This is a genomic window from Pseudochelatococcus lubricantis, assembly GCF_042432495.1.
Lineage (GTDB): Bacteria > Pseudomonadota > Alphaproteobacteria > Rhizobiales > Beijerinckiaceae > Pseudochelatococcus > Pseudochelatococcus lubricantis.
Map to the genome: position 1 here is coordinate 1 of NZ_JBHLXC010000003.1, position 15,240 is coordinate 15,240.

The following is a 15,240-nucleotide window of genomic DNA, read 5'->3' on the forward strand; positions in this document are numbered from 1 at the left end:
CCGAAACCGACCACTATCAAACCCAAGGACTCTCGTTATGAACGAGGGACGACCGGGGGGCAGGTCAGTAGCGTAATCCATTGTGTCTCTTATGGAAAGCCCTGTTTTCGTACCGTCGGTGCTTGCTGCAAATATGGAGAAGGTCTTTCGCTTGGCTTGGCAGTCGTCAGCTCAGCCGAGCAAGCTTCCACATTTGCTGTGCGATGAGCCAGCGGCCGGCTCATCGGATCGGATGCGGTGAATGTACGCTATATTCTCCGCATATTATGCGGCAAATAGCATTGCGCCTGCAGAGAATAATAGCCATATTCTCTGCAAGGAGTGCGGAGAATGACGTCCTATATCCATGAATTGCCGGATTGGCCCAAGTTCTGCTGGGACGTGAGCCGTCTGGCTGAGTCCCTGGCGGCGGTTCGCCATCGGCAAGGCCGGTTGATCGGCCGTATGGAAACGTTGGGCTTTCCGCTGCGCAGCGAAGCAACGCTGGAGAACCTCACACAGGAGATCCTGAAATCCAGCGAAATCGAGGGGGAAGTCCTCGATCGCGAACAGGTCCGTTCCTCGATCGCCCGCCGCCTTGGCATGGATATCGGTGGCCTTACCGCTGCGGATCGGCATGTCGAGGGCGTGGTCGAGATGATGCTCGACGCCACGCAGAAATTCGCCGAGCCGCTGACCGAGGAGAGGCTATACGATTGGCACGCAGCCATGTTCCCCACCGGCCGTAGCGGCATGACGCGCATCAAGGTCGGCATTTGGCGTGACGACGCTTCAGGGCCAATGCAGGTCGTTTCCGGACCGATAGGCCGCGAGCGAGTTCACTACGAGGCACCACGCGCATCGCTTCTGCCAAAAGAGACGAAAGCCTTTCTCGACTGGTTCAACGGTGGGGCTGCCATCGATCCAGTGCTCAAGGCCGCCGTGGCGCATCTCTGGTTCGTCACCATCCATCCGTTTGACGATGGCAACGGACGCATCGCGCGCACCATTACCGACATGGCGCTCGCGCGGTCGGAGCAAACGGCACAGCGGTTCTACAGCATGTCGGCGCAAATCCGGCAGGAGCGGAACGCCTACTACGACATTCTTGAACGCACACAGAAAGCCGACCTCGACATCACGCTGTGGCTGGAGTGGTTCCTCGGCTGCCTGGATCGGGCTTTCGACGGCGCGGAAACGACGCTCGCCAAAGTGTTCGGGAAGGCTCGCTTCTGGGAGCGCCACGCCGGGGCGGCGTTCAACGACCGGCAACGCGACATGCTCAATCGGTTGCTGAACGGCTTCGAGGGCAAGCTCACGACATCGAAATGGGCTGCGATCGAGAAATGCTCGCAAGACACGGCGCTGCGAGACATCGACGATCTCGTCGGCCGTGATATCCTGCGGAAGGAGCCCGCGGGCGGGCGCAGCACAAGCTATGCGCTTATCGGGCCATAAACGCTTCAGAGACCGCTGTGCGCCCCCATTTCGACCATTCAGGTCGACGTCACATTTCGCCAAAACCTGCCATTCACCTGATCGGCTTTATCGTCGCGAGAAGGCCTGTTGTCTGGCTACGCGGCCTGAAACGAACACGGTCAAGCGCCTCACCGGGTCCGGCCAGCTCTTGTTGCGATACAGTGGACGAATTGGTTGACAGCAAGATAAATTTTCAATGGGGAGCAACCGGGATGACGGCCAGAAGGCCGCTGGCTGTTCCCGACAAACCAAGGTGGAGTTGTTTTTGGCTGGACCCCGAACATTGAGCCAGACTGTGGCTGGCGCGGCCTGGCTCGACCAATTCGGCTTTGACGACCGCACGACCGCAGCCAGCCTGTTGGACGCGATGCTGCTTCTGAACGAGGAGCAAGTGGGCGCATCCATCAGGGCGGCCTTGGATCGGATCGCAGAGGGGCAGCGTCACAGGAAACGACGCGTTGCGCTCTACGCCGAACGCGAATTCGATGCGTCTCTTATTTTTGAGGTCCAGATGTTTCGTGATGCGGCCGGTCGTTTGCGGCAGCGGGCGGTCGGCTACAATGGCCCACCGGCTGTCAGACCAACTCGTGGCCGAGCTCGCGTTGGAAGCGAGGGGTTTATCGCGCATCTAATATCCCAGGCGTCGGAACGGTGGACCAAAGTCTTTATGAACCATCCCGGCCCCGAAAGACTACGGGGCAAGACCGCGCCGGCAGGCGAGATCATTGTAGTGACCGACTTCCTGGGATCGGGTACACGCGTGTCAACCATGCTGGACAAGTTCTGGGCTGTTCCCACGGTGCGGTCGTGGAAATCACGCGACATGATCCGATTCCGAGTGGTAGCAGCCGCTGCCACCCCATCGGCTCTAAGCAAGATACGTCGCCATCGGTTACGACCGGAGGTGGAAGCCGAGTGGATCGCTCCCACTGTTAAATCCACCTCCGACTATCGAACCATGTGGTCTTGGACACGGTTAATCCAGACAAATGGGCCTGAGGAGGGGCGTGGTGCCGGCCGATTCGGTTTTGGTGGCGACGGTGCCCTGATCGCATTCAACTACCGGATTCCCAACAATACTCCGGCGATCATCCATCATGGTGAGAGTGGATGGCGCCCGCTCTATGTTGGAGCCGCGCCCCCGGAATTGCGCGATGTCTTCGGCGTGCGGTCGCTCGACCAAGCGGTCGCTTCCGCCGCCCAGTCGAATGGTGTGGTTTTCGGTCGAGAACTGACCGAAGAAGAACGACTGACGGTACTCGTGCTGAGCATGCTCAAGGGGCGATGGTACAGGGGAGCCGAAATCGCGCTCGCATCCAGGACGTCTTTGCCCGCATCCACCGTCATGGACACGCTTGCGCGAGCGTTGAAATCAGAACTGATTACTCGCACGGGACGAATAACCGACAAAGGGTACAAATTCATGGAATCGGGACGTGCAGGAGAGCGAATGACTCCGCTCGTTGAAACTTCGCTAGTTCCGTATTATCCTGAAACTCTGAGGATCCCGAAGGCTCGGCTCATCTAGACATGCCGTCTCCGGACGGCCAGGACTGCGGGTACGAACCTGCCGTCTAGGGGGACGGGGCTTCCCGTCGCCGTTGAAAGAGCTCCAGAATGCAGGTCCACGTCGCGTCATCCATCGTTGCCCTTTGGGCAACCTCCTCGGAGGCTCGTTTCGATGGACGACGCGACGCCGCCAGGGCCGATCTAAAGTAGATGAAGCACCCTTGGGATCCTCAGACATTCGCCTCGGGCGCCAAAGCGGAAGGGCGATCCGACGAAACCGTGAGCGCGTCGATCGCGGCAGCGTCAGCGATAAAGAGGCGTCACCCCGACCTGCCGGTCGTGCTCACGCTTAACCATCTGGCGCATCTCTCCGACGTTTCCTCGGATTTCCTGCACGAAGTCGCTCATCGGAAGATTGATCCATATCGCGTGTTTCGCGTCAAGAAGCGCGGCGTGCCGAACAAGGTTTCGGCACCGCCACGTCGATACCGCACTATTTGCGTTCCAGAGCCACGCTTGATGCGGGCGCAGCGATGGATCGCTCAGAATGTTCTCCAGGTGATACCCTCCCATCCCGCGAGCTTCGCTTTCATCAAAAATCGTGACCTGGTCGACGCAGCCGAACGTCACGTCGGTGCTAAGTGGCTCGTTAAGATGGACGTTCGGCACTTTTTCGAATCAATCCATGAAGACGCTGCGTATTGGGTGTTTCGTGGCTTCGGCTACGGAGCTTTGCTCTCATTTCAGATGGCCCGCATCTGCACGCGATTACCCACCCATTCACGAATTGATCCAAGATATCGATTGGGGCGAGGCGCGAGTGCGCAACCATATCGCACACATCCTATGGGGCATCTTCCGCAAGGGGCGCCGACCAGTCCGATGCTCGCCAACTTCGCATCAGCGATCCTCGACAGTCGGCTAGCTCAACTCGCCACATCTGAGAACTGGACCTACACACGTTACGCCGACGATCTGGCGTTCTCGCGCATCGGGCCTTCCAGCCGCGGCGAGGCAATGCATTTAGTCAAGCAGGTGGAGACAGCACTGGAGACGTCGGGGCTGGTCCCACATCGTCAGAAGACGACGATCGTGCCTCCTGGCGGCAGAAAAATCCTGCTGGGCGTGGCCGTCGACACCGGGCGCCCACGCCTCACGAAAGCCTTCAGGAACAACATCGAAACCCACCTCTACGCGCTGAATCACGAGAGCATCGGTCCTGAACGCCACCGCGCGAAACGCGGATTCGCTTCGAAGATCGGTATGCGTAGGCATATCCTCGGTTTGATTGCTTTCGCGCATCAAGTGGACGAGGCGTATGCGTCCAAGCTGTATGCGGAAGCCAACCGAGTGGATTGGACTCGATAACCCGCGACCTCTCATTCATGCTTTAGACGCTCCCATTCGCCGATCAACGACTGGTAATTTTTACGGAAAACCGTCTCTTCGTTGCCTTGCAGCGGCGTCGTTTGTGGAGAGAAAAATGTCCGACGAAGGACGTCGATAACACGCATGTCATCTGGATCAAGTTCTGTCAGGGCTTGCTGCATCACCCATAAGCCCAACCTTCCGCCCTCTTCGGGGAGCGCCGGTTCTTCGCTGAAGTAAGGGTACACGACGCGGGTATATTCTCCCCTAACGCGCGCGTTGAGCGCATCCCTTATTCGAATTGTGCCACCTAGGTCCTCAATTCGCAGGTTACCGTGTACGCTTTGAGGGACGATCTCGACTGGTTCGTTTGACCAACGCAATTTCGCACTGAGTAATTCGAGGATGCCGTCTTTCAGCAGCGGGTATAGCCGTTTGAAATTCCTGTTTGACTTTATACGGTCATCCGTCAATTGCGTTAGATCGCCATCGCCGGATATGTGCCTTTTGACATCCGACCAGAAAGGCAAGTAGAAATCGCCGCCTCTGCTTCTAGTGCCGCCTGCTTCTTTTCTGCGGTCGAGCCGAATATCCTCCTTCAAAATTGCCCGCCGTAACGACTGTGGCGCATAGAACAATTGCAGCGCCTTTCTGAGAGGAATATCCAGAACGGACATACATGCCCCGCTTGCCAGAGTTTGAAGCACAAGCATCACTTCAAATTTTCTGTCTGCACAAGTGGCAAGCCTATTTCTTCGCTCGAAACAGGACCGGCCGCACAGAAATTTCTGAAACCTTTTTCAAGGTTTGTGCTTTTCCAGCCCGCTTTGAACTTTTCACCACCGCGCCCTAAATTGGTCGTTCCGCAACGGCGCAATTGATCCCAAAGGCAGCCATTCGTCTACAGGCTGTACGCGTGGCTTCTTAGTGCTCGACGTGAATGGATGTCGCAAGAGCATGTCGTTGGAGGGGTGGGGCGTAATCGTCGGTCCGAAACGGGGTACAAAAGGGCGAATGCTTATGCTTGAGCGGGTGCGCAGCAATCGATGATTGTCCAGCCGCGACCCGCCAGCGTGTCGAGCTCTCCCTCGCCGAATGCATCCTTGCGCATCGCGAGACACAGGAGGTGAGTTGGGCGGGTCATCGCGACATAATGGAGCTTGAGCCGCCCGAGGATGCGGGGGCCTTCTGAGACTTGCCTGCCCCTGCGGTTTATCGAAGAACCTCCGGATTTCGTCCCCAGCAACCACGGCTTGAGTTCGCTCAGGTGGTGGTCGTGGAAGAAGCTGTCGAGTACCAGTGTCGCCGTGTGCGTTTCTCCCTTAACCGAATGGATCGAGCCCAAACGAATGCGCACCTGCGGTGCATCGGGGGGATAGGCGAACAGATTATCGGTGCGCGCGACGTTGGCAGCTTCGCCTCCGGCGATGGCCTGCAGCTGAGGTGCTGCCAAGAACGTGACGACATCATTGTCCAACGCGGCGACACCGCTTAGTTGCCGCACCACTGCGTCGATGTGGGCCAGTGCCTCCGCTGCCCAGATCGCAGAAGTGATATCGCCTTGGTGTGTCAGGACGATCTCCTGCAGCGCAAGATAACTGGCCCGCGCATCGCTGTCGCCGAGCACCTCCACGACCCGACGATGCGGGGACTTTCGCGCGATTTGGTTGTGCGGGCCACCGGCAAGCTCGCTCGCGGCGAGCAGCGCCGCGGCCGTCGCATTGACCAGCTTGTCGGTATTGCCGTTGCCCGCCGTCTCAAACCGTGCTCGCGCGAGATATTGCGCGAAGCTGCTCGGGGCAGATTCTTTCCTTGCGCACGTCGGGTCGTAGCTGGGCACGTAATGGCCCATCGCTCGCGGGACGCGATCATTCTCGCCGGGCTCATGCACCCCGGCAACCGCGGTAAACACGCCGCTCTTGAGCACGGCTCCGTCGAAGCTATCAAGAAGATGTTGGCCGTAGCGCGGCAGTACCGCCTGTACCGTCCCATCGTCAAACAGGAAAATCGCTGGCGCCTTGGGATCGGTGCCAAGGTGATTGGGTGGCCCGGCGCCGACCAACGGCTGTGGCGCGACTCCTAGGCCCTTCACATGATCCGCGATATCCTGACCGAAGCGATAGCTGCGTGGCATCGGGTGCACCACTTCGCCGGGAAAAAGATCAGTCTTGGCGCCGCTGTGGTTGGAACTCGCATAGATAGCCTGATTAGAGTCGCCGAACCGCTGCCGACGCGACGGCGCGTCGCCATCGCAGAAGATGCGGTGCAGCAGCGCCGATTGCGCTTCGCTGTTGTCCTGCGCCTCGTCGATGAGAACGAGGGGAAAGCGCCGACGAAGCGTGAGGATCGTCTCCGGATGCTGGTCGAGCAATTGGTTCGCCCAGATGAACATCTCGTCAAAACAGAAATAACCCTGTTCACTAGAAGCGCGACGAGCGGTTACGATTGCCTGGTAGGTCGGCGTGTGCGGTCTAAAGTTACCGGTCTTGCCGCCGGCGTAATCTGGCTGACCGTAAATGAGGCAGGATTCCGTCAGATTTGCCTGTTGCAACGCCCAGCGTGTATTGCCCGGCAGCAGAGCCCAGCGCTTTGCAAGCGCGATCTGCGTATCGACGCAGCGCACCTCGACGCCCTTCGACCGGAGCCAGGGCAGCGCCAGATACTCATTCACGAACGAGTGGATCGTGCCGACAAAGTGGGGGTAGCGCGTGAGCGCGATGCCCGCCGCTGTATTGCTGAGCCTCGCGCTGATCTCGTTGCGCGCGGCATTGGTGTGCGACAGCACGCAGATGCCTTGCTGCCGGTGCGGCCAGCGCATTGCGAGCACCGCCAGCTTCGCGACAAGCAAGGTTGTCTTGCCACTGCCGGGGCATGCCTCGAAATCGACCGTGTCGAGCCGGAGCATTGCCTGAAACCGGCTGTTATCGCCATCAACCGGCGCGAACCCATCCGGCCCCAGCCCCATCAGTGTTGTCGCCCAAGCGACATCCTCTTCGCGGATTAGATCGTCGAACATCGCTCAGGCCGCCGGGTTGGGAGCCGCTGCAGGCGGGTTCGGTTGGGCTGCCCCATCTTCTGCGGGTGGCAGCGGGAATGGCCCGGTGACATGCGCGATCGCGTCGACGACATAGGGGGGAAGCCTCGCACGCAGCCCCTCAGCATCGAGTATACCGGCGGCGATTTCCTTCTCGAGCAGCCCCGCGAGATATTGCGCACCGATTGCTTTTGAGGCGCCGTCGGCCTCGAACAGCGCATAGACATGCGAGGCGAGCGTGGGCTGATCGTGAGCGGCATTGACGAGCGCCTGATAGGCGGCGTCGGCGGCGTCGAGAGTTGCGGCGTGGGGCATAGTACCGGCGTTGAGCCTGTCATCGGCGAGCGCCAGTGAGGCCGCACGGTAGACATGCTTCCCAAGCCCATGAAAGGCGAGGTCGTATTCGAGCGTCCACTCGTCGGCCACGAAAGTCTCGACCTTCTGGCCCGACGCCTTGGCCTTGCGCTCGGCCCGCCGCTGCTCCAGCTCATCGGCTGGGAAATCTGCTTTAATCCGCCATTGTCTCTTGGATGGCGGGCGGACCGGGATCGGCTGGCCGTCCTCAAGCTTTCCGACAATCCACGGCGCGTTGTCAGGCATCACGTCCATGTCGGTGATACAAGCGACAGGGACGTTGATGGCGCCGTCTTGCGCCTCATCCTCGCGCATGAATACTCGCGCGTAGCGTCCGAGCCCGACACCCCCGACATTGACCACAGACACACCGTGATGGTGGAAGTCGCGGCCGAGGAGTCTGGCAATCACCGGCAGCAGGATATTCTCGGCATCGCCTTCAACGATCAGCACCGCCCGGGCGAAGAACAGGTTTGCTTTGGTCACATCGAGGAAGCGTTCAAGAAAACGATAGTCCGATGCGCTAAGCTTGGTCTTGCCTTCACGCAGCGGGAATGCCCGCCCGCCCTCGATCAGCACAAGATTGCCGAGTCGTAGGTCCGAGGCGAGGTTGGGGCTGTGCGTCGTGACGATGATCTGAATGCGCTGTCCGTCGGCGCGCTTCTTTTCAGCCTGTTCCTGCAAGAACGACATCAAACGCAGTTGGCGCTGCGGGTGGAGATGCGCCTCGGGGCTCTTCGATAAGCAGGAGCGGGAAACCGTCGCTTTCAGCGGCGAGCAGCAGCAGTTCGCACGCCATAAACAGCAGGTTGTTGGAGCCAAGCCCGCGGGTATGCGCGCTCTCAGTATCGGAAGATGCGGTCAGTGCGAGTTCGAGCTTCTCAAGCAGCTGGCGCAATCTGAGGTTGTCCTCCTGCGCGCCGGCCACGCCAATTCGCGCATGCAGCAGGTCGTTGGCGAATGAGAGCGGCCTTAGATAGTCCTCATTGAGCCGCTTACGTGCCTGCTTAATGCCTTCGCTCTCGCCAAACAAATGGCTGGCATAGTCACCCAAACCTAGCACGCTCAACGTCTTCGGATCGTCTGGCGGATCGGCAAGCTTGTTGAACGGGTTGCCGGTGTCGCGGATTTCCTTGGTGTGCTGGAGGATCTGAGACAGCCGTGATCCTCGCCCGGCACTCATCGCCCGCTCCGCGTCGCGTAGTGGCCGCAGATAAGTCGCGGTCAGGAGCGATCGAGCGCCCAAATCGAGGAGTGGGCCGTCGCCTTTGGTGCCCGTGCGCCACTCAGGAGGCAGTACGCGGCGCGAGCTGCCTTCCTTGGCATTCCGCTTCGCGACCCAAGTCAAGATCAGCGCGGTGTCGGTTGCACCGGCGGCCGTCTCATAGGTCAGGAATTCGGCGAAGGCACCACGATCGGCGGTGGTCAGGCCACGGAAGATCAGCCGGATGATAATCTGGTCGGCGCGCTCACCACCGGGCGTCGCTTGATGAAAATCCATCGGATCGACGCGCAGCATATCCTGGTCACGCGTACCGAGCACCAGTCGGAGCGCATCAATCACCGCGGTCTTGCCGGCATCATTCTCGCCGACCAGTGCAGTAAGTCCCGACGTCAGTGGGAGCACGAAGGCCTGATCACTTGCGCCAAATAGGCGAAAATTCTCGATGCGAATTTCTGCAATATACACGATATCCCCCCACTACCCCCAACCTATCAGAGAGAGCCAAATCGACAAACGGGCATATGCAGTTTGCGCCAAAGCTCTGGCGACTCGAGCGGTATCTACATGACGGAGCGACGGTCAGCTATTTGGTTGAAGTCACCTGAAAGCTGTCATGCCGCTTCCGGCCCCATGTCAGTCGGTCGTCCCAAGCGCAAAAATGAACGCTCTCCGCCATTCTAGGTGACCGACTCGTAAGTTCGCAACCAGATGCGAATTGATGCGAGTTGGACGGAAGCGAGGAAATTGTCGTCGCGTTTGTCGTAGCGCGTGGCGATGGCTCGGAAGTGTTTGAGTTTGCTGAAGAAGCGCTCGACGGCGTTGCGCTGGCGGTAGATCCATCGGCTGAACGGGAAGATTTTGACGCGGTTCGGCATGGCGCGGATGTTGGCCCATGCGCCCCGTTCGGCCATTGAGGCGCGCAGGGCGTCGCTGTCATAGGCGCGGTCGGCGAGCAGGATGCATCCCGCCTCGGCGAGCTTGAACATGTCGGCCGCCGAGCGTCCGTCGTGAGCCTGGCCCTCGGTCAGCTTGAGGCGGATCGGCCGGCCTTCGGCATCGACGAGGGCGTGGATCTTGGTGGTCAGGCCGCCGCGCGAGCGACCCATGCAACGGGATCGTTCGGCTTTTTTTGACCGTTGGCGGCGTGCTGGTGAACGCGGATCGAGGACGAGTCGATCATCTGCACATCGCCGTCGTAAGCGGCTGATATCGCTTCGAGAATGCGTGCCCAGTGGCCGGCCCGACGCCACCGGTTGAAGCGGTTCACGCAGGTCGTATGCGGGCCGTAGCGTGCCGGGATGTCGGCCCACGGTGCGCCAGTGCGCAGCCGCCAGAAGATGCCGTTCAGAACCCGGCGGTCATCGACGCGAGGCACCCCGCGCACCTTCGTCGGAAGCAGCGGTTCGATCACAGACCACTCAAAATCCGTCAAGTCAAAGCGAGCCATCGCAAACCTCCCCGCAGGAGGACAGTGAATCAGAAGCCCGAGCCAAACGGAAGCCTATTTATGGGTATGTGACCTAGGGTCTCTCGGGCATGAACGGGCACGGTATCAAACTGCCCTGCCCGTGCATCGTCAAGCAGGCGGAACATTCCGTCTCTGCCCCGGATGCTAGCACTGGAGACCGCCTATCTCCACAATTTCCCATCCCTCCCGCTCAGCCAGGATGCGGCAGAGACGGAGCTGATCACCGATAGATTCGGGGTTCTGGAGATCGGAGGAGCAACGGACGTAGAGGGCGGCAGATAGAAGATGGAAGTTACGGCATTTGAGAGCCGGAGCTACTGGCAGCAAAATGCCCGACTACGGACCCCCCTCGTGCGCCTCTCTCCACCGGGATTAAGCCCACGTCAGCACCTCATGCAACCCTTTGGGAGACTCTTCTACGCCCCGCTACGTTTCGTAGGTGGTTGCGGGGTTCGACACACTCGATTTGCACCTGTGAAACTAAGTGCTTGATTTTACTGACGCGACATATTTCTCCAAAACAAACCCCCAGCAAAATATTGATTTTGCTGGGGGTTTCTGAATGTCTTGGTTGCGGGGGCGAGCTTTCATCTTTACTTGCGCTCCAAGCAAGTAAAGATGGTTGCGGGTTTAAATCGCGCAATTTCAGATTATTTAACAATGGCTTCCAGGGATATTGTCATCCCGCAAGGCGAACTTTTTGCAACATGGGCATAGCTACCTCGCCTTCAAACCAGAAGGTGAGCAACCAGTGAAGTCCAATCACTGATCGGCAGTCTGTTCTCGTTCCCAAGGCGCTGGCCGATTTATCAGTTCGACCATTTCCGGAACCGATGTAACCGGCTCGGATAAGCCCAAGCAAAAATCCGAAAACCCCTCCGGCGTCATGACAATCAAACGCCCATTTATCACGTCGTCTGCGAATCGTAGAATGGAGGTATGCGCAAACTCCGTCAGCGACTGACCGCATTGGTCGGCTGCACGCCTAACCACTGCAGCATCGGCTTCCAAAAGCCGTATCGTTATAATGTCTTTTGTCTCGTCCAAACGATGTACCCGATTGCGACCATTACGTTCCCCTTTTCTACAGCATAATAACTTCGTCTGACTACCGCTTTAGGTACACGAGAGTGCAGACGTTCGAACATATTAGTTCGCCCTTCAGCTCCGCGTACTGAGTTTCGAACCTGTGCCGCCGTCCTCACTTGCCACTGTGGTTGAACAACTGCCACGCCGGCGAGAACCTGCAAGTGCTGCGAGCCGTTCCGGGAATGACGTTGATCGTTCCGACCATTCGCTTGAACTGCAGGACATCATACTCCGTGTCGCTCGCCTGCAATCTGGCAATCAAAGTTTGCAGCTCGTTCCACTTCCGCCCTGCTTCCTGTTTTGCAGGCGTCAACATCCTTGCGCTGACCTGCAATCTCGCTCGCAGGCTTTCGGCTTGACCCTCGAGCTGCAGGAAGCGCGTCTTCAAGGCTGGCGTATATAGCCCGTCCTCGATGGCGGACATCAGTCCCTGAAGTCGTCGGTCAATCTTCTCAAGCTGGAACCGATCCTTTTGCATCTGGCGGCTCTGTTCATCGGCGTTCACCTGCTCGTCGTTGGTCAACGCGTCCGCGTGATGGGTGATCAACATGGCAGCCTCGGCAAGAATATCTCTGACCGCTGCCTCCATTACTCTTCGCTGGACCGTCTTGCCATTGCCACAGTTTTTTCGCCGGTAATGCTCCGCACAGCCGTAACGATCCCTCCCGACGTTATAGAACTCGCCACTACATTGCGCACAGGTCAGGAGACGATAGAGGTTCGAGGGAGCCCTCTTGAGGCCAAGAGCCCGGGCCTCCCCGGATTTCCGAACACCGTCACGAACACCCCCATGACGCCGTTCCGCCTCCCGTTGCCGGTCCTTTACTGCCTGCCACAAGCCTTCGTCGATAATCCGCAGATGGGGAACATCCTTTATGACCCATTCCATCTCTGGGTTAAGGCGTACCTGACGCTTTCCGGTAATTGGATCCTTGATGAAACGCTGGCGGTTCCAGACCAGCTTGCCACGATAAAGGGCGTTGTTGAGAATACCGGTCCCTCTCGCCCGATGCCCACGAATGGTAGTGGCGCCCCAGGAATGTCCGCCCGGCCCCTGAACAGTTTCCCGGTTCAGCGCTGCGGCAATGGCATTCGGCGTCTCTCCCCTAGCAAAGGCTGTAAAGATTCGGCGAATGATAACCGCCTGCCGCTCGTTAATGCAGCGGCCTCCGGCACCGCCTTCACCATCATTGGATACGTCATAGCCATAGGCGAGGCCTCCACCCGAACGGCCTTTCTCGATCCGTCCGCGTTGGCCGCGTTTCGTCTTCTCTGCAAGATCCTTCAGGAACAGCGCATTCATCGTGCCCTTGAGGCCGATATGCATCTCGTCGGTCAATCCTTCGGTCACCGTATGCAGGGCAATTCCCCGAAATTGTAGCGCCTTGTAAATATGAGCCATGTCCTCCTGGTCGCGGGAAATTCGGTCGAGCGCCTCGGCGCACAAGGTGTCGAACCGTCCCGCCCGTGCATCATCCAACAACCGGACGATTCCCTCCCTGCCGCGGATGCTGGCGCCAGAGATGGCTTCATCGCGATAGTACCCGACGACCTTCCACCCCTGACGCTCTGCGAATTGGCGGCAAAGGTTGAATTGATCGTCAATCGACTGCGAGCTCTGGAGATCGGAGGAGTATCGGGCATAGAGGGCAACGTTCGGCATCGGCATTCCTGGCATTTCAAAAGGGGAGCGCCCTTTGCCAGCAACCAAGGCCAGAGAGAAGTTGCATGTCACATTATCCAGAGGATAAGCGGGAGGAATAGGCATTCCCACACCACGCGAAAGGCGCCGATGCATCACCTTCCCCTGCCGGGCATTGCCAATCAACCATCAGTGGTGTGTGACAGAAATATCGAGGCTCTTGATGGGATTCGAACCGCTGTATTGTTGACTAGATTAGCTAAACGTCTGATGGATTTGCATTTCCGTTAGCTCCGCGCAGTAGAAATACCTTTGTTCGTTTTTATTTGAAGAACACGCAATTTGAAACAGAGGGTGCCCTCTGGTCAATTGGCTGCTCAAGCAGATCGCAGAGAAGCGAGCAGTACATTGGGCGGCCTACGGAGCCGCCAGAATCCCTCAAGTTCCGGCCGCGCCTTGTAAACCCAGTTGCCTTTTTTGTGTTTTTATGCATTTTATGCAACATGAGAGGTAGACCAAAGAGATTGCCAATGGCCTCCCTATGCGAGGCAATTGAACAGCGCCGAAACGAACTCAACATTTCTGCTGCCGAGGTTGCAAGGATGATGGGAGTTCATCCTTCATCACTCAGCCGCGCGATGAACGCCGGTGCGTTCTCGCCCGTAATGATGAGAGCAGCGCACTCCTTTATCGGCGAGCCCACGTCTATCCGCGAACCGGACGACCATGAAGAAGCCTTGCGTTTATTGCATAATTTTTTGAAATTTGCGCCACAGATTAAAGCAGCACTTGAAATTGCCTTGGATGGGGTGCAGGTGAAGGATGACAGGAGAGAACCATGACCGCTGCAAAGCATGTGATCGAAATGATACACAGCCACGCTGCTGGAGACAGCGAGCGGTTTCTGGCGATAGCTGAGAACATCGCAGACGACGCAGGCAAATCCGGAAAGGTGAAGGTCGCTGGAGAGATCCGGGGTATAGTTGAGAACATTCGACGCGACAAACTTGAGAAGCGGCGTTTAGAGCCGGTTCCCATGATATCCCCGAGAGGCGAACTCGCTGGCTTGGTTCGCGCTATCTATCCAGAGACTAAGCTTTCAGACCTTGTTCTCAATGCCGATCTCAGTCGACGCATCCACGGCCTTGTCCGAGAACACAAGGCTCGCCATTTACTTGAGGCGAAGGGCCTCTCTCCCCGTCGTAAGTTCCTTTTTTCAGGGCCGCCCGGCACTGGCAAAGGCATGACTGCCGCCGCGATCGCGGGGGATCTTGGCCTGCCGTTGTTCACGATCCTTCTCGACGGTGTCATCACGAAATTCATGGGCGAAACGGCGGCAAAAATGCGCTTGGTGTTCGACGCCATGCGTACCACCCGGGGCGTATACTTTTTCGACGAAGTCGACGCCCTCGCCTCTCGCCGGGATGCGGACAATGATATCGGTGAAGCGAGGCGTATGCTCAATTCATTTCTCCAGTTTTTGGAAGATGACAAATCCGGAAGCGTCATCATCGCCGCTACCAATCACCGGACTCTGTTGGACCCGGCTATTTTCAGGCGTTTCCACGCCGCTTTCTCTTATTCGAAGCCCACTCCCGGCGAAGGCCGCCAAGTTATCGCCAATCATCTAGGTCGATTCGACTTGTCTGCTGTAGAGTGGAAAAAGCTCGAAAGTGAAATGGCCGGACTGAGCCAAGCGGACCTAGTATCTGTGGCAGACGACGCTGCTCGCGACGCGGTTTTAGATCATGGCGGAGACATGAACTCAGAGATCTTGAAACGAGCGTTGCGCGACCGGAAAGCTCTGCACAACGACGCACTTTGAGTTGACATGAAGAGCGCTGTCGCATCTCTTTGTTGTGTAGAGAATCGATGGTTGTCATGGCCTTATACCCCCACTTACATCTCCGAAATCTTGGCGTCGCTTCTGAAGAATTCCGAGCCTACGGAGGCGGGAGTTCGAAAGAGCCCGAGCGAGTCCTTAACAGGCAGGCTCACGGACAGAAACTCCGCGAAGATCTACAGCAAGCGATTTCGCGCCTGCCAGATCTGACGAGAGAGCAAGCTCGTCTGAAGATAGACGCGAAGCAGCG

12 protein-coding genes are annotated in these 15,240 nt (G+C 58.1%); 5 read left to right on the forward strand and 7 right to left on the reverse strand.

Going from position 1 to position 15,240, the window contains the following annotated elements; translation table 11 throughout:
- The first annotated feature begins 330 nt into the window (after nt 1–330).
- The 3 genes from ACFFJ7_RS09805 to ACFFJ7_RS09815 all read left to right on the forward strand — a co-directional run bounded on the left by ACFFJ7_RS09805 (nt 331) and on the right by ACFFJ7_RS09815 (nt 4,335).
- Complete coding sequence (locus ACFFJ7_RS09805; RefSeq protein WP_377592131.1) at nt 331–1,437, forward strand: Fic family protein; 1,107 nt, start codon at nt 331–333, stop codon at nt 1,435–1,437.
- A gap of 304 nt (nt 1,438–1,741) precedes the next feature.
- The gene (locus ACFFJ7_RS09810) at nt 1,742–2,986 is read left to right on the forward strand and encodes a phosphoribosyltransferase-like protein (protein ID WP_377592132.1); all 1,245 of its coding nucleotides are present in this window, start codon (nt 1,742–1,744) and stop codon (nt 2,984–2,986) included.
- Between the two features lie 191 nt (nt 2,987–3,177).
- Complete coding sequence (locus tag ACFFJ7_RS09815; protein WP_377592133.1) at nt 3,178–4,335, forward strand: reverse transcriptase family protein; 1,158 nt, start codon at nt 3,178–3,180, stop codon at nt 4,333–4,335.
- An 11-nt stretch (nt 4,336–4,346) separates the two neighbouring features.
- On the opposite strand, the gene ACFFJ7_RS09820 is transcribed toward ACFFJ7_RS09815, so the two are convergent.
- From ACFFJ7_RS09820 to ACFFJ7_RS09850, 7 genes are all read right to left on the reverse strand, one after another.
- The gene (locus ACFFJ7_RS09820; protein WP_377592134.1) at nt 4,347–5,012 is read right to left on the reverse strand and encodes a hypothetical protein; all 666 of its coding nucleotides are present in this window, start codon (nt 5,010–5,012) and stop codon (nt 4,347–4,349) included.
- 341 nt (nt 5,013–5,353) lie between these two features.
- Nucleotides 5,354–7,351, reverse strand: coding sequence for a UvrD-helicase domain-containing protein (locus ACFFJ7_RS09825; protein WP_377592135.1), 1,998 nt, complete (start codon nt 7,349–7,351; stop codon nt 5,354–5,356).
- A 3-nt stretch (nt 7,352–7,354) separates the two neighbouring features.
- A complete protein-coding gene (locus ACFFJ7_RS09830) occupies nt 7,355–8,416 on the reverse strand; it encodes an ATP-dependent nuclease (RefSeq protein ID WP_377592136.1) in 1,062 nt (353 codons plus the stop codon).
- Nucleotides 8,391–9,413, reverse strand: coding sequence for an AAA family ATPase (locus tag ACFFJ7_RS09835; protein WP_377592137.1), 1,023 nt, complete (start codon nt 9,411–9,413; stop codon nt 8,391–8,393). The genes ACFFJ7_RS09830 and ACFFJ7_RS09835 overlap by 26 nt, the downstream gene beginning before the upstream one ends.
- Nucleotides 9,414–9,625: 212 nt before the next feature.
- A protein-coding gene (locus ACFFJ7_RS09840) for an IS5 family transposase (RefSeq protein WP_377592138.1) occupies nt 9,626–10,395 on the reverse strand; the annotation gives its coding sequence in 2 pieces (ribosomal slippage) (nt 9,626–10,065 and nt 10,065–10,395; 771 coding nt in all).
- A 783-nt stretch (nt 10,396–11,178) separates the two neighbouring features.
- Entirely contained in the window at nt 11,179–11,463 is a 285-nt protein-coding gene (locus ACFFJ7_RS09845) for a type II toxin -antitoxin system TacA 1-like antitoxin (protein WP_377592139.1), read from the reverse strand.
- A gap of 154 nt (nt 11,464–11,617) precedes the next feature.
- On the reverse strand, nt 11,618–13,168 hold the full coding sequence (locus tag ACFFJ7_RS09850; protein WP_377592140.1) for a recombinase family protein: 1,551 nt from the start codon (nt 13,166–13,168) through the stop codon (nt 11,618–11,620).
- A gap of 509 nt (nt 13,169–13,677) precedes the next feature.
- On the opposite strand from ACFFJ7_RS09850, the gene ACFFJ7_RS09855 reads away from it, so the two are divergent.
- Nucleotides 13,678–13,989, forward strand: coding sequence for a helix-turn-helix domain-containing protein (locus ACFFJ7_RS09855; RefSeq protein WP_377592141.1), 312 nt, complete (start codon nt 13,678–13,680; stop codon nt 13,987–13,989).
- Nucleotides 13,986–14,972, forward strand: coding sequence for an AAA family ATPase (locus tag ACFFJ7_RS09860; protein WP_377592142.1), 987 nt, complete (start codon nt 13,986–13,988; stop codon nt 14,970–14,972). The genes ACFFJ7_RS09855 and ACFFJ7_RS09860 overlap by 4 nt, the downstream gene beginning before the upstream one ends.
- Nucleotides 14,973–15,240 lie beyond the last annotated feature (268 nt).

Excerpts from the sequence above, each read along its gene's own strand:
- ACFFJ7_RS09805 (WP_377592131.1), top strand. The coding sequence starts at position 331 with ATGACGTCCTATATCCATGAATTGCCGGATTGGCCCAAGTTCTGCTGG.
- ACFFJ7_RS09815 (WP_377592133.1), top strand. The coding sequence starts at position 3,178 with ATGAAGCACCCTTGGGATCCTCAGACATTCGCCTCGGGCGCCAAAGCG.
- ACFFJ7_RS09820 (WP_377592134.1), bottom strand. The coding sequence starts at position 5,012 with ATGTCCGTTCTGGATATTCCTCTCAGAAAGGCGCTGCAATTGTTCTAT.
- ACFFJ7_RS09825 (WP_377592135.1), bottom strand. The coding sequence starts at position 7,351 with ATGTTCGACGATCTAATCCGCGAAGAGGATGTCGCTTGGGCGACAACA.
- ACFFJ7_RS09830 (WP_377592136.1), bottom strand. The coding sequence starts at position 8,416 with ATGTCGTTCTTGCAGGAACAGGCTGAAAAGAAGCGCGCCGACGGACAG.
- ACFFJ7_RS09850 (WP_377592140.1), bottom strand. The coding sequence starts at position 13,168 with ATGCCGAACGTTGCCCTCTATGCCCGATACTCCTCCGATCTCCAGAGC.
- ACFFJ7_RS09855 (WP_377592141.1), top strand. The coding sequence starts at position 13,678 with ATGGCCTCCCTATGCGAGGCAATTGAACAGCGCCGAAACGAACTCAAC.
- ACFFJ7_RS09860 (WP_377592142.1), top strand. The coding sequence starts at position 13,986 with ATGACCGCTGCAAAGCATGTGATCGAAATGATACACAGCCACGCTGCT.